The organism is Marinobacter alexandrii (genome assembly GCF_005871205.1).
Classification (GTDB): Bacteria; Pseudomonadota; Gammaproteobacteria; order Pseudomonadales; family Oleiphilaceae; genus Marinobacter; species Marinobacter alexandrii.
Genome location: NZ_SWKM01000011.1, coordinates 718,024 through 738,780, shown reverse-complemented (window position 1 = coordinate 738,780; position 20,757 = coordinate 718,024). Strand labels below are relative to the sequence as shown.

17 protein-coding genes are annotated in these 20,757 nt (G+C 58.2%); 16 read left to right on the top strand and 1 reads right to left on the bottom strand.

Annotation, left to right across the window (positions count from 1 at the left end; genetic code table 11):
- Positions 1-9 precede the first annotated feature (9 nt).
- The 12 genes from FCS96_RS03710 to fabB all read left to right on the top strand — a co-directional run bounded on the left by FCS96_RS03710 (position 10) and on the right by fabB (position 15,072).
- Positions 10-1,221, top strand: coding sequence for an ATP-grasp domain-containing protein (locus FCS96_RS03710; RefSeq protein WP_138438870.1), 1,212 nt, complete (start codon positions 10-12; stop codon positions 1,219-1,221).
- Positions 1,221-3,017, top strand: a complete 1,797-nt coding sequence (locus FCS96_RS03705) for an IucA/IucC family protein (RefSeq protein ID WP_138438869.1) — start codon at positions 1,221-1,223, stop codon at positions 3,015-3,017. Before FCS96_RS03710 ends, FCS96_RS03705 begins: the two co-directional genes overlap by 1 nt.
- A complete protein-coding gene (locus tag FCS96_RS03700; protein ID WP_138438868.1) occupies positions 3,014-4,210 on the top strand; it encodes an MFS transporter in 1,197 nt (398 codons plus the stop codon). The genes FCS96_RS03705 and FCS96_RS03700 overlap by 4 nt, the downstream gene beginning before the upstream one ends.
- Positions 4,201-6,051: an IucA/IucC family protein gene (locus FCS96_RS03695; RefSeq protein ID WP_171040658.1), complete on the top strand. Its 1,851-nt coding sequence runs from the start codon at positions 4,201-4,203 to the stop codon at positions 6,049-6,051. Before FCS96_RS03700 ends, FCS96_RS03695 begins: the two co-directional genes overlap by 10 nt.
- Positions 6,044-7,240: a type III PLP-dependent enzyme gene (locus FCS96_RS03690; RefSeq protein ID WP_171040657.1), complete on the top strand. Its 1,197-nt coding sequence runs from the start codon at positions 6,044-6,046 to the stop codon at positions 7,238-7,240. Before FCS96_RS03695 ends, FCS96_RS03690 begins: the two co-directional genes overlap by 8 nt.
- 102 nt (positions 7,241-7,342) lie before the next feature.
- Positions 7,343-9,442, top strand: a complete 2,100-nt coding sequence (locus FCS96_RS03685; protein ID WP_138438866.1) for a TonB-dependent receptor family protein — start codon at positions 7,343-7,345, stop codon at positions 9,440-9,442.
- On the top strand, positions 9,442-10,374 hold the full coding sequence (locus tag FCS96_RS03680; RefSeq protein WP_138438865.1) for an ABC transporter substrate-binding protein: 933 nt from the start codon (positions 9,442-9,444) through the stop codon (positions 10,372-10,374). Before FCS96_RS03685 ends, FCS96_RS03680 begins: the two co-directional genes overlap by 1 nt.
- On the top strand, positions 10,371-11,375 hold the full coding sequence (locus tag FCS96_RS03675) for a FecCD family ABC transporter permease (RefSeq protein ID WP_138438864.1): 1,005 nt from the start codon (positions 10,371-10,373) through the stop codon (positions 11,373-11,375). Before FCS96_RS03680 ends, FCS96_RS03675 begins: the two co-directional genes overlap by 4 nt.
- A 1-nt stretch (position 11,376) precedes the next feature.
- Positions 11,377-12,453: a FecCD family ABC transporter permease gene (locus FCS96_RS03670; RefSeq protein WP_138438863.1), complete on the top strand. Its 1,077-nt coding sequence runs from the start codon at positions 11,377-11,379 to the stop codon at positions 12,451-12,453.
- Positions 12,454-12,467: 14 nt separating this feature from the next.
- Complete coding sequence (locus tag FCS96_RS03665; protein ID WP_138438862.1) at positions 12,468-13,268, top strand: ABC transporter ATP-binding protein; 801 nt, start codon at positions 12,468-12,470, stop codon at positions 13,266-13,268.
- Positions 13,269-13,339: 71 nt separating this feature from the next.
- On the top strand, positions 13,340-13,849 hold the full coding sequence (gene fabA / locus FCS96_RS03660; protein ID WP_041339271.1) for a bifunctional 3-hydroxydecanoyl-ACP dehydratase/trans-2-decenoyl-ACP isomerase: 510 nt from the start codon (positions 13,340-13,342) through the stop codon (positions 13,847-13,849).
- An 11-nt stretch (positions 13,850-13,860) separates the two neighbouring features.
- A complete protein-coding gene (gene fabB / locus FCS96_RS03655) occupies positions 13,861-15,072 on the top strand; it encodes a beta-ketoacyl-ACP synthase I (RefSeq protein WP_138438861.1) in 1,212 nt (403 codons plus the stop codon).
- A gap of 3 nt (positions 15,073-15,075) precedes the next feature.
- Here the strand turns inward: fabB and FCS96_RS03650 are convergent, their stop codons facing one another.
- Entirely contained in the window at positions 15,076-15,432 is a 357-nt protein-coding gene (locus FCS96_RS03650; RefSeq protein ID WP_407658054.1) for a helix-turn-helix transcriptional regulator, read from the bottom strand.
- Between the two features lie 467 nt (positions 15,433-15,899).
- Here FCS96_RS03650 and sufB point away from each other — a divergent pair, with 467 nt between their 5' ends.
- The 4 genes from sufB (at position 15,900) to FCS96_RS03630 (ending at position 20,747) form a co-directional block, all read left to right on the top strand.
- Positions 15,900-17,348 carry a Fe-S cluster assembly protein SufB gene (gene sufB / locus FCS96_RS03645; RefSeq protein WP_138438859.1) on the top strand — a complete coding sequence of 483 codons (1,449 nt, stop codon included), beginning with the start codon at positions 15,900-15,902 and terminating at the stop codon, positions 17,346-17,348.
- Positions 17,349-17,414: 66 nt separating this feature from the next.
- Entirely contained in the window at positions 17,415-18,188 is a 774-nt protein-coding gene (gene sufC / locus FCS96_RS03640; protein WP_138438858.1) for a Fe-S cluster assembly ATPase SufC, read from the top strand.
- A 12-nt stretch (positions 18,189-18,200) separates the two neighbouring features.
- Positions 18,201-19,487: a Fe-S cluster assembly protein SufD gene (sufD, locus tag FCS96_RS03635; protein WP_138438857.1), complete on the top strand. Its 1,287-nt coding sequence runs from the start codon at positions 18,201-18,203 to the stop codon at positions 19,485-19,487.
- A gap of 6 nt (positions 19,488-19,493) precedes the next feature.
- Complete coding sequence (locus FCS96_RS03630) at positions 19,494-20,747, top strand: aminotransferase class V-fold PLP-dependent enzyme (protein WP_138438856.1); 1,254 nt, start codon at positions 19,494-19,496, stop codon at positions 20,745-20,747.
- The last annotated feature ends 10 nt before the right edge of the window (positions 20,748-20,757 follow it).

Here is a 20,757-nt window from a genome sequence, read left to right as displayed (position 1 = left end):
GTTCTCATTATGAAAGACACGCTACTGTTCCTTGCCCATGTTCCAACCGAAGCCTTGAATCGGGGCTTCCTGCCTGCGGCCCAGTCAATGGGGTTGAAGGTAATTCTGCTGACCGATCAAGCCTCGGCCCATCATCACTATTTCAGTCAGCCCGGCCTGTCCGCCTACCCGGAGCAGATTATTCAATGCGATGTATTTAACCCGGTCTCCATCCTCGACACAGTGTCGGGACTTCCTGCCCCCGCTGGCATCTTTTCCAACAGTGATCACCTGCAAACCGTGACGGCTTTGACCGCAGCCTATCTGAAGCTACCCGGCAAAGACTGGCGGACCTGCTACCGCACCAAAAACAAGGCCGCCATGCGCCAATTCCTTCAGGACATGGACAAAGATGCGTGTTGGTTTCAGACAGTATGCGATCCCGAGTCATTGGCGAATGTCGCTGATGAGATTTCCTACCCCTGTATCGCGAAACCCCGGGAGGGTGTCGGTAGCCTGAATGTCCGCCGCCTGGAATCCGCAGAACAACTACAGACATTCAGCGCTCAGTTCTGGCAGGAGCAGCCAGGGCAGCCTCTGTTACTGGAAGAATTTCTGTCCGGCCCCGTCCACACGCTGGAAACCCTCGGAGACGGCCAGGCGCTCGTTCCCCTGGGAGGCTTTGAAGTCACGCTGTCAGAACCGCCGTATTTCGTCGAACTGGAGGCAACCTGGATCCCCTATGAGCCGGATACTCCCTATCTACCGGAAATGCTTGAGCAAATCCGACGCCTCGGTGTGGGATTTGGCTCATGCCATTCCGAATTCGTAATTACCGCGCGCGGCCCGCAACTTATTGAAGTGAATTACCGCACCGTGGGGGACGGCCGCGACTTCCTACTCAACCAGATGATGGATCAGCAGCTCTTCAAGGCAATCCTCCAGATTCACATGGGTCAACCTGCCGACATTTCGGCCCCACATTATGCCGCATGCATCCGATATCTGGGTGCCCCCAGGGACGGAACGATCCTGCGCTCCGCGACCGGACGAACAGAACCGTGCGGGGACGGTTTTGCGGAGTTCGCTCCTCTCAAGACGGTAGGCGAAAACGTCCAGCTTACCCATTCGAATAGGGATTACTTAGGTGTGCTACGGCTATTTGCCAGCGATGAGGCGGAAGTCAGCGACACGCTTGCCCGGTGGACAGCCGATCTGGAAGCCGAATGGGAGATTGCCTGATGACTCATGATACCCCCCAGTCTCCGGCCAAGCCTGAGCGTTATCTGACAGAGCGGGTAATTAACGCCTTGATCCGGGAAGACGTCGCCGGCTGCCAAAGCGAGTCAGAAATTGTCGAATCAACCTTGGTGCCCGGCTCGCCAGCGCAGCCGGACACCTGGTTACGTTGGGAGCTGACCACCGGTACAGCCTGGGTGCCGGTCCGACCGGCCAGGTTCATGCAGGAGTGGCAGTGGAGTGGTCACCCACTGATCTGGCAGCCGGCCAAATCCGCCGAAAATTTCTCAGCACTGGACCACTACGCCCAGGTTCTGCCACGCCTTGCCTCATTTGATAACGACGAATCCCAAAGACTGGTGGCCACCTATCTGCGAGAGTGCCAAATCGCAGAGTCTCACCACTCCCTGTGCCGGGAAGAGCAGGAACGCTGGTTCTCAGAGCTTCGCCAGCAAGGCCTGAATTTCAACGACCTCCCGCAATGGTCAGAGCGCATGTTGCATTTTGACCGCCTCGCGGCCTTCCTGGATCACCCGTTCTACCCGAGCGCCCGCGCCAAAAGCGGCTTTGACGGCGCAGCGCTGGCCGACTATGCCCCCGAGTTCGCCCCTCGCTTCCAGTTGCGCTGGCTTGCGATACCCTGCAGCGAGCTGACCTTGCAAGGGGAACTCCCCCAGTGTTGGCCAAGCTTTAGCGATGTCGGCCTGGACTGCAAACAGTCCGAAGACCACTACCTTTTGCCAGTGCATCCTCACCTCTGGGACACGGCCCTGGATCAGCTTCTCTCTGAGGCCCCCATCGGTGTCCAGGTGATCCGTGCGCCCAAGCCTGCGCTCTGGGTTCGGCCAACCCTGTCGGTGCGGACCGTTCAGATTGAGGCCGAGCCTGACGTCCACCTGAAAGTGCCCCTGACGATTCGCACGCTGGGTGACCGAAATATACGGACGGTCAAACCAAGTACCCTCTATGACGGCCACGCCATCCAACAAATCCTGGAAGACATCGCCAACAACGATCAACCGCTTTCCGAGCAGTTCGCGGTGACGGATGAGTCTTCAGGGCTACACGTGGGCGACCTAACCTGGCTCGGGTGCATCCTGCGCCGTTTCCCGGCAGCTACCGATCAACAGCAGGTGTTACCAGTTGCGTCCCTCCTTGCCGAAGGTCCGGATGGCCGGTGCGTTGCCCAACTGATGGCCGATACCTACGCAGGCGGCGACCTGCGGACATGGGTGCGGCGTTACGTTGCTGTGACACTGTCTGTCCACTTGCGACTCTGGCTAAAGTACGGCATTGCGCTCGAGTCCAATCAACAGAACTCCATGCTGGTGCACGCACCGGGACAACCTCCCCGCTTGCTCTTCAAGGATAACGATGCCCCCCGACTATGGCCCGAGCGACTACTCCAACGCACGCCTTCAGTGGCGCCAACAGTCGACCGATTGCGGGATCAACGGATTCTGGTCGACAACGAAATCCCTCTGCTCCAGATGTTCACCACCATTACCCTGCAACTTAATCTGGCCGTAATTCTAGAAGGCCTGTCGGCCAGGGGGCTCGGACAGATCACCGACTGGTATCAACTGCTACGTGGCGAACTGGTCAACGTTCTGGATCAGTTGGACAGCGAAGGCATAGACACCAGTCCGGCACGCGGACCGCTACTGCATGACCGGCAGCTGTACACCAAGTATCTGCTCCGGGCCGGAAGCCTGGAAAGCAAATCCCGTACTGGCGCCGCGGACATCAACAAGTTCTACGGCAAGCTGGCCCCGAACTTCCTGAGGCCAGATTCGTGAGCCAGCGCATCCTGCCGGTCATTCTCCTGAGTCACTTTACTGCAGCCTTGGTAGCACTTGGGATGCCACCTTTCTTTGGCCTGATCCTGACAGACGCCTTTGCGATGGACGATCCGACCTGGGTGGGCTGGTTCTTCATTCTACCTACGGTGTGTACTGCTCTGGCCGCGCCACTCTGGGGTAAGGTGGCCGATCGTTTTGGCCGGCGCTGGTCACTGATCCGGGCCCAGATAGGACTTGCTGCCGCCTTTGTGTTGGCTGGACTGGCACCAGACCTCACCACTTTTGCGGTAGCCCTGGCCCTCCAGGGGATGTTGGGTGGAACCTTCGCCGCATCCAGCGCCTATCTCGCCACGGTCACCAGCGGCCAATCCCTTGCTCAAGCATTGAACTGGATGCAGGGATCGGCCCGATCGGCGATGTTATTGGCCCCTATTTTGGTCGGCGCGCTCATTGCCCGGATAACGGCGCAGGAGCTTTACCTGTGGCTGGCAGTCCTGCCCCTTCTTTCCGCATTGCAGGTTTGGAAGTTCGCTCCACCAGACCGGACGGACGCAGGACACCAGACACAAAAACAGCTGACCAGCAGGGGCGCTGTGTCGGTTCATTGGCAACGACTTGCCGTGCTCCAGTTCGGCTTCAACTTTTCACTGGTCGCGAGCTTTCCCTACTTTATCCCCTGGGTGCAAAACCTCACAGGCAGCAGCACTGCAATGGCGGGACTGCTATACAGCCTTCCCCACGCCGTTTACCTGGTTATCCTGATCAGCCCCCTCCGGCGCAGCCAACTCTTCCAGCGCTCCTCGACACTGACTACCGGGCTGGCCGTCTTCGCCCTGTCATACGTTACCCAGGCGGCCACCGACAGCATGGCCGCCATCCTCATCGGTCGGCTCTTCATGGGCCTGGGCATGACCGCCTGTTTCTTTGCCCTCAATGGCGAGACCGCACGCCTGACCCGATCCGAAAGCGCCGGTCGAAGCTTTGGCGCCCTGGACAGTATCGGCAAATGGGCCGGCGTCGCCGGGGGTGTTTTTGCGGGTGTAGCAACAGGTCTATTCGATCAGGCAGCCCCGCTCTGGTTGGGCGCTGTTGTTTGCCTGCTCACGCTGACCGTTAGCTGGTACCGCCCCTACGCTCCGACCACCTCAAACCACCAATGCTTCGAAAAGGAAGAAAGCAGATGTCGATAACAGCAGAACATCATTATTTCAGGGATAAACACTGTGACTATCAGGCGGATCAATCCAGCATGGAAGCCCTGCTGAACTGTTACTGCCGAGATATCGCTCAGCCTGCTGGGGAATTGTCCGTCCAAACCGGCAAGGGAAGTCAGTCCTGGCCACAGGCACTCAGAACCCGTCAGGCCTTGGAAGCTGCCAGCGTATTACAGATAGCATTTCCCGACTCGGAAGATGCCCTGCTTGTCTTGGTTGCCGGAAATTCGTCAACGTGCAACTACCGTTATCTGTCAGCGCCCTTCTACAAATCAGCACTCAGGGGCTGGCAAATTCTGGGTCTGGAGCAACTCGCTCGTCTCCTGCTGAACAGCCTGGCCGAACGCTTTGATCAGCCCATCAACAGCGAACTCTACCGACAGATTCTTCTCAGTCGAGAGGTCATGCGAACGGTGCTGGCATACTCGCAGGTTCCGGACGGCTGGGGACAGGGCACCGAAGCATTCCGCTGGTCGGAGCAATCCTTGAGCTTCGGACACCGCTTCCATCCGGCACCAAAATCCAGGGAAGGTTTTGATACCGAGGACATCCTGCAGTACTCACCGGAAATGGGCTCGGGCTTCGCCCTCTACTTTTTCGCCGTCAATCCAGACGATCTTCGCACCCGTGGCGACGTCACCGACGTCTTTTGCGCGGCCGTCCCCACAACCGATCTGGACGTACCAAGTGGGCTGGTCCCGCTGGCCGTGCACCCGTGGCAGGCTCGTTACCTGATGCGCCAACCGACGGTTCGGCGCGCCATACGGTCTGGCCGAATTGTCCCTCTGGGTCAGGCCGGCCCAAGGTACTATCCGACAGCTTCGGTTCGCACACTGTATAAACCCGGAGCCCCCTACTTCCTGAAATTCTCCACCCACGTACGCCTGACCAATTGCATTCGGAAAAACGCGATCTACGAATTGGAAAGCGCGGTGACTCTTTCAGAAGCTTTGAAGAACCATCTCGCCCCGTTACTGAACCAGTGGCCAGGCTTCAAACTACTTTTCGAACCGGCTTACCAGACCCTCGACTTTCCAGAGCTCGCAGAGCCTGACCGCAAGACGATTGCCGAGGGCTTCGGCGTTATTCTCCGCGACAATCTGGAGCAACATCTGGAGCCGGGTGTAACCCCGATGCTGGCCGCGGCCTTGTTCACCGAGGATCGCTACGGTCGTTGCCCGGCAACAGAAGCGTCGGCCGCGTTGGCGCAACACGCTGGGCTCACCGAGCAGCAAGCCAGGGTGCAATGGTTTGACCAGTATCTAGCGCTCCTCATCCCGCCGCTCTTCGAGTCACTGTTTCACTGCGGCGTTGTGTTTGAGCCACACCTTCAGAATGTGGTGGTTGGCCTTCGGGCGGGCTGTCCTGTTCAGGTTTTCGTACGTGACCTCGAGGGTACCAAACTGGTGCCTGACCGCTGGTCAGGAAACTTGCCAGAAACGGTCGATGAGCAAACCCTGGCTTCGATTCGCTACCCCCAGGACAAGGCCTGGAAACGAATCGCGTACTGCCTGTTGGTGAATCACCTGTTTCAGGTCGTGGCTTGCCTGTCCCGCGGGGAACAACAGACAGAATCCCAGTTATGGGCCACGCTCGCAGAGGCAGTGAGAGGCTGGCTCGACACCACCGAAGATCCATGGGCAAAGGAGGCTTTGGGCAGCCTGTTGGCGGGAGAACCGATCCCAAACAAGAGCAACCTGATGACCCGCCTGTTCAAGCGCCCGGACCGCGAATCCCAGTACACCCTGGTACCAAATCCCCTAGCCGGAATTGCGAACACCCCCCACCCCGAGCAAGGAGCTCAACCTGATGTCTGATATTCCCGGCTCTGTTCAGCGGAGCGTTTACGACCTGCAAGCTCAGGGCACTGACCCGCTCTGCGCCTACATCTACGACCTGGGGGGCCTGCGCCATCACGTTTCCGAGATCGCCCAGGCCTTGCCAGCCAATTGCGAGATGTTCTACGCCACCAAAGCGAATCCGGCATTACCGGTATTGCAGGCCATGGCCCCCCTGGTCCATGGGTTTGAGGTGGCGTCCGGCGGTGAACTGGACTGGGTCCGCAGTCACTTTCCCGACATCCCTGTCATATTCGGCGGCCCTGGCAAGCTGGAATCGGAACTCGACAATGCCCTGAGTCAGCGGGTTGAGCTGATTCACGTGGAAAGCCTGCTAGAACTCCGCCGGCTGTGTAACTTGGCCGATCATCGAAAAAAACCGCAGGACATTCTTCTTCGGATCAACCTTGCACTGGAAGAAACACCTTCGACCCGCCTGACCATGGGGGGCATCCCTACCCCTTTTGGCATGGAGGAACGCTGTATTACGGAGGCTCTGGCAATACTGTCAAAGCAGGACTGGGTCCGGATTCGCGGTTTCCACTTTCACATGATGTCGCACCAGCTGGATGGTCATCGACACCTCACTCTGATCGAACGCTACCTCGACACCGTCCGCACCTGGGAGCATCAGTTTGGATTGACTGTCGATCAGATCAACGTGGGAGGAGGTATTGGAGTTAACTACCTTGAACCGACACGACAATTTGATTGGATCGACTTCTTCGCCGGCTTAAAGGAACTATTGGAGCGTTACCACGATCGCCCCTGGCGAATTCGGTTCGAGTGTGGCCGGGCACTAACTGCCGCCTGTGGTTACTACGCCGCAGAGGTTCTCGACATCAAATCTTGTGGCAATGAGTGGTTCGCCATTTGCAGAGGCGGCACACACCACTTCAGGACACCCGCGGCACAGGCCCACGATCATCCGTTCCGCATCCTGTCGAATGTCGACGATTCAAACGATGTGCCTCGGTTAGTAGACGAGCCTGTCACCCTGGTAGGTCAACTGTGCACGCCCAAGGACGTCTTCGCGCGCCAGATCCATGTCCCGTCGCTCTCAGTCGGTGATCTGGTGGTATTTCAATATGCCGGGGCCTATGCCTGGAACATTTCCCATCAGGAATTTCTGATGCACCCCCACCCCAAAGAATTATTCATCGACTGAAATCGCCACAGACCCTTGGTAACAATTCAACTTACACCATTGTAATGCGAATCATTATCAGTACAATGCGCAGTAAAATTAAAACACTCACTGGAGAACCCAATGTCCGAATCGGTATTATTAAAGCCCCTGAAGTGCCAGCCCCTATCGGCTGTTATTGTCATGCTTCCATTGCTCACGGCCGGCGCTTCAAACGCCATGGCTGAGGAATCGAATTCCCCAGCCATGCTACCGGGCCTAAACGTTACAGCGGACTGGCTGGGACCTCCTACCAAGGCGTCTGAAAAGTCTTACACCGGAGCTCGCACTGTCGTTGAGAAGGAGACGCTCCAGGACCGCGGAGCCCTCAACCTGGAGGACGCCTTGCGCCCAGTACCCGGGCTCATAGTGCTTGATGAAACCGGTACCGGCATTCTCCCCAACATAGGTGTACGTGGCTTGAATCCGCTTCGCAGCGAGCGGCTCCAGATTCTGATGGATGGCTATCCAATTGCCATTGGCCCCTACAGCAACGTCGGCGTCTCACTTTTCCCCGTCACCCTACCAAGCCTGGAAGTTGTCGATATCGTGCGCGGCGGCGCGTCCGTACACTACGGCCCAAATAACGTCGGCGGCGTGGTGAACTTTGTTACCAAGCCGATTCCAGCCCAAACCTCACAGACGCTCCGTGAACGGATCACCATTGCTGAAGAGACCGGTAACGTTCTGACCGATACTTACTACCGCATCGGGGGCCCAGCTACCGATAAACTCGACTTGCAGTTCCAGGCCAATGTCCAGCGCGGGGACGGTTTTCGCGATCATTCTGATACAGAAGTCGACAATCTGATCCTGGATGCCCGCTACTACCTGAATGACCAACACGAGCTGGCGTCTCAGTTGCAGTATTACCGGGTAGACGCGGAACTCCCCGGCGCCCTGACCCCGGAAGCCTATGAACAGGACCGCACCCAGAGTCAACGCCCGTATGATGGGTACGAAGCCGACATGACTCGGGCCAACCTCACCTGGACCTACACACCCACAAGCGATGTCGAATTTAACTGGCGCAACTTCGTTCACGACGCCGATCGCACCTTCTTTTTTGGCCAGAACCTGAGCGGCACCGGTCACTGGGCCGACCCGGGCCGGGACTCCACCCACGTGGCAGATTCGCCGCGGCTATTCACGGTCTATGGCACAGAACCTCAACTCGCTTTCCGCCATGGTCGACACGACATCACGGTTGGCACCCGGTTTGTCAGCGAGGACGTTGAGTTCGATGTCAATCGCCGCGATCTGTCCGACAACTCCCGTTCCGAGGCCCGTGACTGGCACCTGGACACCCGAGCCCTGGCGCTTTACGTCAGCGACACCATGTCCTTTCTGGATGAGCGACTGACCGTTACCCCGGGTCTGCGTTACGAAGATGTCGACATGGACTTCCGTGACAATCTCAATGGCAACACCGAGGAAAACAACGCGGAGGAGCTGCTGCCAGGCCTGACGGTAGGTTACCAGGCTACCCGTGATCTGTTCGTGTTTGCCAACAGTCAGCGCTCACTCGTGCCGGTGCAGATTGCCCAGACCACCCGCGAGGGCGCAGTGGCCAATGAAACCGCCTGGAACTACGAACTTGGCGCGCGCATTGATGTCACGCCCGACCTGCTCTCGTCGGCAACGCTGTTCCGCTTAGACTATGACGATCAGATACAGTTCAACCGTTCGACCAGCCGTTTCGAAAACCTGGGGGAAACCCGGCATCAGGGCGTTGAGCTTACTAACCAATGGCGCATCAACAACAACTGGGAACTCGGCTTTGGCTACACCTTCCTGGATACCGAACAGCTTTCGGGGGACAACGAGGGGAACGAACTGCCCAATGCGCCTAACCACAAGGTCACGGCGGATGCCACCTATAGCTATCAGCGCTGGGATGCCAGCCTGAACTGGATCTACGTCAGCTCCAGCTATAGCGATGCTGACAATACAGAAGAGGAAACCGACAACGGCAGCGCCGGAGAGTTGCCGGCCTACCATTTGGTCAACACCCGAATTGGCCGGGACTTTGCGGTCGGCGGTGATCGTGTGCTGAACCTCGGGCTGGCGGTCAATAACCTACTGGATGAGGATTACTACTTCCGCGGCGTGGATGTCAGTCCTGTTGGACGGGTACCTCAGCCAGGAAGAAGCTTCATTGTCGAGGCACAACTGGATTTCTGATGATCAGTTTACGCCAACAGATCAACAGAATATTGATCGTTGCCCTGTTATCGCCAGTGCCTGGGCTGTCCGCCGAGAGCGATATCCGGCTAACGGATGACCGCGGGGATACCCTGCGGTTGTCTGCTCCAGCCGTTCGTCCTGCCGCCATTTCAACGTTTGGAGCCGACGTTGCCTTGGCGCTTGGGCGGACACCCGTTGCAGTCACCGACTATGGGATCGAGGGGGTACCCGACTACCTCGCGTCTCAGCTGGTCGGTGTCGCTGGCCTCGGGCCTCGTCACCAGCCAAACCTGGAAGTACTGTCATCAGTCCGTCCGGATCTGGTCATCGGCATTCGCCGCTACACCGAGAAGGACGGTGACCAGATTTCCACCATCGCCCCCCTACTGGCCCTGGACCTGATCACAGTTGACGACAGCCTTCGGGCGGTCAGCCTGGCAGGGCAGGCACTCGGAGCCGCTGAGGAAGCCTCTGAACTCAACCAGAGTTTTCTTGCCCGAGTACAGGAACTCGCAGAGCTCAACTCGAATAAGACCGAACCAACAGTCGCGCTTTTGACGAGCGGCAGCGAGACACCGTTTCTCTATTACGATCACTTCCTGCCGACAGCAATGCTGGAGCAACTGAACTTTGACAATGTAGGAGGGGCGCCTCCCAATCCAGCCAGTGGTATTCCGCTGGGCTACAGAATCAGTCTTGAGGCATTATTGGGGTTCGATCCCGACATCATCCTCCTATTGCCCACCAGCCGTCAGCGCGCCTTCACATTGAATCCGATCTGGCCGTATCTTACGGCCGTGCGCAACGACAACGTTTATGAGGTTCCCCACTATTGGAAGGAAGGCGCCGGCCCCAAAGCCAGAGAGCTGATCCTTGACGATATTCAACGTCTTTTGCTCACCGGAACACCAGCAGAGTCAACAGAATGACCGAGGCGCTGTCTCCTCCCCGCCCATGGGCAGTTTACGGATTCGTTTCTCTGGCTCTGGGGGTGCTGTTTGTTCTGGGCCTGATGGCAGGTTCCCACTGGGTGTCACCCAGCAACCTGATAACCATCTTCGAGGGCAACGGCGACCTGCTCACAAAAATCAGCGTGATGGAGTTACGCCTTCCCCGCAACCTGCTCGGACTTATCGGTGGAGCATCACTCGGCGTTGCCGGCGCGGTTATGCAGGGCGTTACCCGGAACCAGTTGGCCTCACCAGGGCTGACGGGTGTCATTGCCTCCGCCGCCCTGGCAACGGTCTCACTCCGCACCTTCGGCACCCCAAATGCCCTGTGGCTTCCCATGGCCGCGCTGGCCGGCGGCCTGATCGGAGGAGCCCTGACGTTTGCCATCTCCGGCCGGCGAAAACTCCAACCCGAACGGGTTGTCCTCGCAGGTATTGCCGTAACCTCAATGGCCACCGCGCTGACCACCGCGATCCTTCTGATGTCCGGATCAGAGGCGGCGGAACTTTTTTACTGGCTCGCAGGCAGCCTGATGGGAAGAGGCTGGCAACAGTTGCAAATGGTACTCCCGTGGCTGCTGATCCCGCTTGCCGCGGTACTGGTCATGCACCGACCTTATCGCCTACTGCAACTGGATGACGATCTGGCACTCGCCATGGGCCTGTCCGTCGGGCGTTGGCGGGCGATTTTCCTGGTCCTGGCGCTGTTGCTGACCGCCGCACTGGTAGCCTTCACCGGTCCAATTGTCTTTATTGGTCTGGTGGCACCCCACATTGCCAAACGCATACTCGGCGACCAGCCCCAGCATTGGCTGCCAATGAGCGCACTGCTCGGGGGCCTGCTACTGCTAGCGGCGGACGTACTTGCGCGACAACTGGCATTTCCGCAGGAGTTGCCAGTTGGCATGCTAACCGCCCTCATCGGAGCGCCCTGGCTGATCTATCTGCTTAATGGCCATGCCACACCCCGGAGCATCTGAAATGACACAGCCGGCACCACCCTACTCCCGGCAAGGTTACCATCGACTTTCCGTTTCAGGCCTCACCCCGGTCGCGAAGCTGGTGATCGCGGGCGCTCTATGCCTCGCGCTTGTGTTGCTCGGTGGGATTCAGTCGGGCGCCGTTAACCTGACGTGGCCCCAGATATGGCAGGGGCTGGCCGGCGAGGGTTCTCAACACGTACAACGGGTGGTGCTCGAAGTCAGGCTACCCCGAACCCTGACCGGCGCGCTGATCGGAGTTCACTTTGCGCTGTCAGGCTGGCTACTGCAATTGTTGAGTCGCAACCCCCTGGCAGAACCCGGTATTTTGGGCATTTCAGCTGGAGCCAGTCTCGTTGCTGTTATAGCGTTTATTCTCGGCGACTGGCTGGTATCCAGCGACAACCCGTACAGCAACACCTCTTTTGCACTGCAGTATCTGCCGGTATTCGCCATGGCTGGCGGGCTTGTGACGGCGGCCGCGGTGTACGTTCTCGGCCTGCGCCACGGCAATCTGTCGCCGGTCAAAATGACCCTGACCGGCGCTGTGATCGCAGGTATGCTGCACGCCTTGACCACCGGCGCCCTGGCTTTTTGGGGTCACGCCCATACGGAGCTTGTTGCCCAGTGGCTGGCAGGCTCTCTCTATGGTGTTCAGTGGCACCACCTCCATACCCTATTGCCCTGGACACTTGCCGGACTGGTCGGCATCGCCATACTGCTTCGCCCTCTCAAGGTCATGCAGCTTGAGGATCAGCAAGCACGCTCAATGGGCCTGCACCTCAATCGCTGGCGCGGGTTTGCGCTGTTGATCGCTACTCTGTTGGCGGCAAGCGCGGTCGGCATTGTCGGCCCCGTTGGTTTTATTGGCCTGCTGATCCCCCACATCAGTCGCCAGTTGGCAGGGACCAACTTCCCACTGCAGATGACGCTTTGTGTGTTACTCGGAGCCACTCTGGCCGTTTTAGCCGACGTGATTGGCAGAACGCTGTTTGCCCCGTATGAAGTGCCCGTGGGTGTGGTATCCGCTATTCTCGGCGTTCCATTTTTTCTTTATCTGTTATCGCGTCAACCCTGAGACCAGAAAACGCCATGCTACGAACTGAGAACCTCTTCCTTTCCTACGGTGACAAGCCCGTGGTGCAAGATATCTCGCTGGCTATTCCCGAGGGCGGGATTACCTGCCTGCTTGGACCCAACGGCTCCGGAAAAAGCACTTTGCTAAAGAGTTTCGCAGGCTTACTGCCTCCCCAGTCTGGTCAAACCTTCCTGGACGGACGGCCAGTGACTGACTGGAACCGACGACAATTGGCGCTTCGGCTCGCCACGCTGCCGCAAAAACCCATCGTGCCAGAGGGCATAAAGGTAAGGGATCTGGTGGCATTAGGACGCTTTCCCCATCGAAAGTGGTGGCAGGGGAACAGCACCGCCGATGACGAGGCGACGACTGAAGCCATGACTATGACAGGCGTTCTGGAGCTGGCTGAGCGACCGGTACAATCGCTGTCAGGAGGCCAGCAGCAGCGCGCATGGATCGCAATGGCACTGGCACAAGGCACCCAGATCCTCCTCCTCGATGAGCCCACTACTTTTTTGGACTGGGGCTACCAGTTAGAGGTACTCGAATTATTGTCCTCATTGGACCGGCGCCACGGCATCAGCGTGGTGATGTCGCTCCACGATCTCAACCAGGCCGCTCAGTTCGCAGACCGGATAGCTGTCCTGGCCGACGGCCAACTAAAGGCCATCGGCAGCCCCCAACAGGTCATTACCGAGACATTAATTAACGCGGTATTCCGAGTGAGCACCACGGTAAGAGTCGGGAATGACGGGCGCCCATTCTGTTCGGGTGCGTCCACATCTGTGAGCACAACACCGGCAATCATCAACTAAAGGTCAATAGCTCATTGCCAGATACGCGCTACAGTATTAGTAAATCATTCTGTAACAGAGACACTGGCACTATGAACCCTGATCATTTTGATAAAGAAGACCTGATCAAATGCGGGCATGGCAAGCTTTTCCCGGGCTCCATGCGCCTGCCCATCGACGAAATGCTGATGGTCGACCGCATTACTCACATTGCTCTCGACGATGGCGCGTATGGTAAGGGCAGCCTGGTCGCTGAGCTCGACATCAATCCGGACCTGTGGTTCTTCAAAGTTCACTTTGTCGATGATCCGGTCATGCCCGGTTGCCTGGGGCTGGATGCCATGTGGCAGCTGGTTGGGTTCCTACTGGCGTGGAATGGCGGCGAAGGCAAAGGCCGGGCGTTGGGTGCAGGTGAGGTGAAATTCACCGGCCAGGTACTCCCGACGGCCAAGAAAGTCACCTATCGCCTCGATATCAAAAGACTGATCAATCGCAAGCTCACCATGGCCATCGCAGATGGCAGCATGGAAGTGGACGGAAGAGAGATCTACACCGCCAAAGACCTTCGGGTTGGCATGTTCTCTTCCACCGATGATTTTTAGGAGTTAACAAGATGCGTCGTGTTGTTATCACCGGCATGGGGATTGTCTCCAGCCTTGGCACCAATCAGAAAGAAGTCACCCAATCCCTGCGGGATTCCCGCCCGGGCATCGGGTTCAGTGAAGAAGCTCGGGACAAGGGCCTGCGCAGCCACGTGTGTGGCCAGATCAACCTGAACCTGGCTGAGCTAATCGATCGAAAACTCTTTCGATTCATGTGCCCGGCCTCCGGTTATACCTACCTGGCCACCCGTGAAGCCATCGAGCAGGCCGGCCTGAGCGAAGAGCAGATCAAGGCCAACACCACCGGTGCTATTTTCGGTACCGGTGGAGCCTCGACGGTGGAACTGCTGGACGCCATCGACACTCATCGCGATAAAGGCATTCGCCGGGTCGGCCCGTATCGGGTTCCGCGCACCATGGGCAGTTCCATTAACGCCTCGATCTCCACTGCCTTCGGCATCACCGGCGTTAACTACGGCATCACCTCAGCCTGCGCCACCAGCGCGCACGCTATCGGCCATGCCGCAGACCTGATCGCCCTGGGTCGCCAGGACATCATGCTGGCCGGCGGTGGTGAGGACATTCACTGGAGCCTCAGCCTGCTGTTTGATGCCATGGGCGCGCTGTCCACCAAGTACAACGACACCCCGGAACTGGCGTCTCGTACCTATGACGCAGATCGCGACGGTTTTGTCATTTCCGGCGGCGGCGGCACCCTGGTTCTGGAAGCCCTGGAACACGCAGAAGCCCGTGGCGCCACCATTCTGGGTGAGCTGGTCGGCTTTGGTGCAACTTCAGACGGCGCCGACATGGTTGCCCCCAGCGGCGAAGGTGCTATTCGCTGCATGCAGCAAGCCATGAAGAGTGTTGACGGCGAGATCAGCTACATCAACACACACGGCACCAGCACACCAGCCGGTGATGTCACCGAGCTCAAGGCCCTGAAAGAAACCTTCGGCGACAAGATTCCGCCGCTGAGTTCAACCAAGCCCCTGTGCGGTCACGCGCTGGGTGCTGCTGGCGTGCATGAGGCGATTTACAGTCTGATCATGCAGCGCGAAGGCTTCATCGCACCGTCTGCCAACATCCAGAACCTGGATGAAGGTGCTGAGGGTTATCCGATTGTGCGGGAGCGGATGGACAACCAGAATCTGGACCTGGTAATGAGTAACAGCTTCGGCTTTGGTGGCACCAACGCCACGTTGATTTTCAAGAAGGTGTGACCTTCAGGAAAATCTGACCGAGCGGTATTCAGCCGGTGAAGTGCCCATCCAGCGCTTGAAGGCCCGGCTGAATGCACTCAGCTCAGAAAAGCCAAGCTGCTCAGCAATCTCGACCAGCGGCTTGGTTTTGTCCTGCATGTAATTCAATGCCTGGGTACGCCGGACATCTTCCAGCAGGTGCGCGAAGGTCAACCCTTCCCGCTTTAACTTCTTGTGCAGGGTGTAGCGGCTCATGTGCAGTTGGGATGCCACTGCCTCGACACCAACCTTGCCACGGGCAAGCTGGGTGCTGATCAGCAGACTCACACGGGCACTCAGAGTGACGCGCACTCCCTCCTGGCTCAGAAATTCTGACGCCATGGACATTTCCTCCTAGTATCCTACGGGGTCAAAGGACCACACCAGTCAGCGTACACGCGTTCGCCGAATGGAATCAATTAGACCTTTTAGCCATGCCCTGAGGTTAGGCACCGACTGTGTCAAACTCATTGCACCGCACTTCCCTAACACCTGCAAAGCCATGCCTTGGTGCCCACCACCCCAATTACGGTATAATCGCGACTCAATCATTTTAATACCTGACTATTTTACTCTGGTATTGTATAATCGCTCGCCAGAAGCAACGGGTTTTGCCGGTTTTTCTACTGATTTTTCAACAGCCGGCCTTCACGACCCGTCATCCAAAAAACGATTGCAGGGCGTATTCAAGGAACGAGCGACCACTGCAACACCCAAACTGATGACATACGACCGGCGCCGGGACATCTCGGGTCGCCGGCACACCAAGGGCGCAGACGCCCGCGATGAGAGAATACGGAGCGACCACCATGGCGACCACCGACAAAGAGGTGAACGAGCTAATCAAACGGGAATACGAACACGGGTTCGTAACCGATATTGAAGCCGACACCTTTGAGCCTGGACTAAATGAAGACGTTATCGCCCGCCTTTCCGGGATTAAGAAAGAGCCGGAGTGGATGCTGGAGTGGCGTCTGAAGGCGTATCGTCGCTGGCTCGAAATGGAAGAGCCAAATTGGGCACACGTGGGTTACCCAAAAATCGACTACAACTCGATTTCCTATTATTCCGCTCCCAAACGCAAAGAAGACATGCCCCAGAGCCTGGATGAAGTTGATCCGGAGCTGCTGAAGACCTATGAAAAACTGGGCATCCCCCTGCACGAGCGTGAAAAGCTGGCTGGCGTGGCGGTAGACGCGGTGTTTGACTCTGTGTCCGTGGCAACCACCTTCAAGGAGCCCCTGGCGAAAGCGGGCGTTATTTTCTGCTCTATTTCAGAAGCGATTCAGGACTACCCGGAACTGGTCAAGAAGTACCTTGGCTCAGTAGTTCCGGCGGGCGATAACTTTTTCGCCGGCCTGAACTCCGCGGTATTCTCCGACGGCACCTTCGTGTACGTACCCAAAGGCGTTCGCTGCCCGATGGAGCTGTCCACCTACTTCCGCATCAACGCGGCCAACACCGGCCAGTTTGAGCGCACCCTGATCATTGCCGAAGACAGCAGCTACGTCAGCTACCTGGAAGGCTGCACCGCGCCCATGCGGGACGAGAACCAACTGCACGCCGCCGTGGTAGAGCTGGTCGCGCTGGACGACGCCCAGATCAAGTACTCCACGGTACAGAACTGGTATCCGGGCGACGAACAAGGCAAAGGCGGTATCTTCAACTTTGTCACCAAGCGCGGCGCCTGCATCGGCAAGAACTCCAAGATCTCCTGGACCCAGGTTGAGACCGGCTCCGCCGTAACCTGGAAGTACCCGAGCTGCGTGTTGCGTGGTGATAACAGCGTGGGTGAGTTCTATTCAGTTGCCCTGACCAACAACTACCAGCAGGCTGACACCGGCACCAAGATGATTCACATGGGCAAGAATACGTCCAGCACCATTATCTCCAAGGGCATTTCCGCCGGTAAGAGCTCTAACGCCTACCGTGGCCTGGTTAAATTCGGCCCGGGAGCCGAAGGCGCGCGCAACTTTACCCAGTGCGATTCGCTGCTGATCGGCGACCGCTGCGGCGCCCACACCTTCCCGTACATCGAAAGCAAGAACAAATCCGCCATCGTGGAACACGAGGCCACCACCTCCAAGGTGAGCGACGAGCAGATGTTCCTCTGCCGTCAGCGCGGCATCGAACCCGAGCAGGCCGTGTCCATGATTGTTAACGGCTTCTGCAAAGAGGTTTTCAAGGAACTCCCGATGGAGTTCGCGGTGGAAGCCGGCAAGCTGCTGGAAGTCAGTCTTGAAGGCTCAGTCGGCTAACGGCAGCGCCAGATCGGGACACGTTCAAACGAATTCATACAGATTAACGAAGAGAGAACTCCACAAATGCTGAGCATCAAAAACCTGCACGCATCCGTTGAGGACAAGGAAATCCTCAAAGGCATTAACCTGGAGATCAAAGCCGGGGAAGTTCACGCCATCATGGGGCCGAACGGCTCGGGCAAGAGCACTCTGTCTCAGGTGCTGGCAGGCAACGAAGCATTTGAGGTCACCAGCGGTGAAATCACCCTGAATGGCGAGAACCTGCTGGACCTGGAAACCGAAGAGCGCGCCCGCGAAGGCATCTTCCTGGCCTTCCAGTACCCGGTGGAAATCCCCGGCGTCAGCAACCTGCAGTTCCTGCGCACCGCCGTGAACGCCATGCGCGCCCACCGCGGCGAGCCGGAAATGAACGCAGCGGAATTCATGAAGCTGGCCAAGGAAGTTTCCAAGCAGGTCGACCTTGATCCGGCCTTCCTTAAGCGCGGTGTGAACGAAGGCTTCTCCGGCGGTGAAAAGAAGCGCAATGAGATCATGCAGGCGCTGCTGCTGCAGCCGAAGCTGGCGATTCTCGACGAGACTGACTCCGGTCTCGACATCGACGCCCTGCAGGTCGTTTCCAACGGCGTTAATGCTCTTCGCGCCGAAGACCGTGCGATTCTGATGGTGACTCACTACCAGCGTCTGCTGAACCACATTGTGCCGGATTACGTGCACGTGCTGGCCGGCGGCAAGATCGTTAAATCCGGTGGCCGTGAACTGGCCCTGGAACTGGAAGAACGCGGCTACGGCTGGCTCGGCATCAAGGATGAAGAAACTGCCGACAGTTCAGCTAACTAAGGAGCTCGCGGAATGAAACCAGCACCCACTCTTTCCAGCGCGTTTTTGCATCCGGTCGGGCACTCCCTGCCGGAGCCGCTGGTGGCACTGCGCAAGCAGCGGGGCACGGCCCTGGTCGACATGCCACTGCCAACCCGTAAAACGGAAAACTGGAAGTATTCCAGTAAGTACCTGAAACTGACCGACGACATGGCCATTGCCCTGCCCGCCGAGGGCAAGACTGGCAGCAGCCTGGCGGTGCCTGGCTACAAGGTGGCATTTCTGAACGGGGTCATGATCCCGGAAGCCAGCGAGTACCCGGACCTGGATGGCATCACCATCCAGAGCTTCGACGACCTCAGTGACGAAGAAGCTGCCGACCTGGCCGATCGCCTGGACAACACCCTGGACAACAACGCCGTGCAAATGGCCCGGCTGAACTCGGCGCGTTTCGAAGACGGCCTGCTAATCCGGCTGTCACCGGACGCCGTTCTGGACCAGCCGCTGTTCATCGTGCACGAAGTGACCGCCGACGCCAGCGGTTCGGCATTCCCGCGCATCTATGTGGATGCCGGCCGGCACAGCCAGATCACTCTGGTGGAGGAATACATCTCCAGTGGTTCTGAGCCGGTAATGGTCAACACCGTCTCCGAGTTCACCCTGGCCGACGGCGCCAACGTCACCAGCATTCGCCTGAACATGGAAGGCGAGAACGTTCAGCACATCGGTGCCACCGGTGTCCGCCAGCAGCGCAGCTCCCGCTTTGAGAGCCACAGCGTCGGCTTTGGCGGCCCGCTGCGTCGGCACGACCTGCAGGTCCGGCTGGAAGGCGAAGGTGCAGAATGCAAATTGAACGGCGTGGTCGTCACCCAGGGCAAGCAGCACTACGACAACCACACCAACATTGAGCACGTGGCGGCCCACTGCAACAGCGAGGAAACCTACCGCAACATTGCGGCGGATCAGTCCCACGCGATCTTTAACGGCCGGATTCATATCCACCAGGACGCCCAGAAGTCCAACGCGGAGATGAACAACAAGAACTTGTTGCTGTCCAACGGTGCAGAGATAGATACCAAGCCGGAACTGGAAATCTATGCCGATGACGTTAAGTGCGCCCACGGCGCCACCATCGGGCAGTTGGATGAAGCGTCCCTGTTCTACCTGGTATCCCGCGGTATCGCCCGGCGCGAAGCCAATGTCCTGCTGACCATGGCCTTTATCAACGAGCTGGTCGAACAGATTCCGGTAGCAGTGGTTCGCGAAACCGCGCAAACGCGGCTGAACCAGTTCTTCGACCAGACCTTCGAGGAGGCGTAACCGGTTATGACCGACTTGTCCGTGGCGAACGCAGCAAAACAAACGGTTTTCGATGTGGAAGCCGTACGCAGGGACTTTCCGATTCTGTCACAGCAGGTCAACGGAAAGCCCCTGGTGTATCTGGATAACGGCGCCTCGGCCCAGAAGCCGATTGCCGTTCTCGACGCCATGGATCGGTATTACCGGGAAATTCACTCCAACGTACACCGGGGTGCTCACACCCTGGCGGACCGAGCCACCACCGCGTTCGAAAATGCCCGGGAAACCGTTCGCGGCTTCCTGAATGCCGAGAGCACCCGGGAAATCATCTGGACCCGTGGCACCACCGAGGCCATCAATCTGGTCGCCAACGGTTTGGCCGGTCGCCTGCAACCGGGTGACGAAATCCTGGTCAGCCACATGGAGCACCACGCCAACATCGTGCCCTGGCAGATGATTGCCGAGCGCACCGGTGCCAAGGTGGTTCCGATTCAGGTGACCCCCGAAGGTGAGCTCGATCTCGACTCCTTCAACAGCCTGTTGAGCGAGCGCACCCGCATCTTCGCGATCACCCACGTTTCCAACGTGCTGGGCACGGTAAACCCGATTACCGCCCTGATTGAACAGGCCAAGGCCAAGGGTGTACTCACTCTGGTGGATGGCGCCCAGGCGGTGCCGCACTACCAGCCGGATGTGCAGGCCCTGGGCTGCGATTTTTACGTGTTCTCGTCCCACAAGCTGTTCGGCCCGACCGGTATCGGTGTGCTGTACGGCAAGGCCCAGCTGCTGGAGGAAATGCCTCCGTACCAGGGCGGTGGCGAGATGATCGAACGGGTATCGTTCGAGCGCACCACCTGGAACACCCTGCCCTACAAGTTTGAAGCTGGCACCCCGGCCATTGCCGAGGCCATTGGCCTGGGCGCCGCTATCGACTACCTGGGCCGGCTTGACCGGCACGGTATGGAAGTGGCGGAGCACGCGCTGCTCCAACGGGCCAACCAGCTGGTCGAGACCGTTCCGGGCATGGAAATCATTGGTACCGCCAAGCAAAAAGTACCGGTGATGTCCTTTAAAATTGTCGGTTTGCACCCCAGTGATGTGGGTACGCTATTGGATCAGCAGGGCATCGCGATCCGTACCGGACACCATTGCGCCATGCCGCTGATGGATTTTTATGGAGTACCCGGCACTGCCCGGGCCTCCTTTGCGTTCTACAATACGTTGGATGAGGTCGAACAATTGTTCGCCGCCCTGCAGAAGATCCAACGCCTGTTTGCCTGATGGAGGTGGA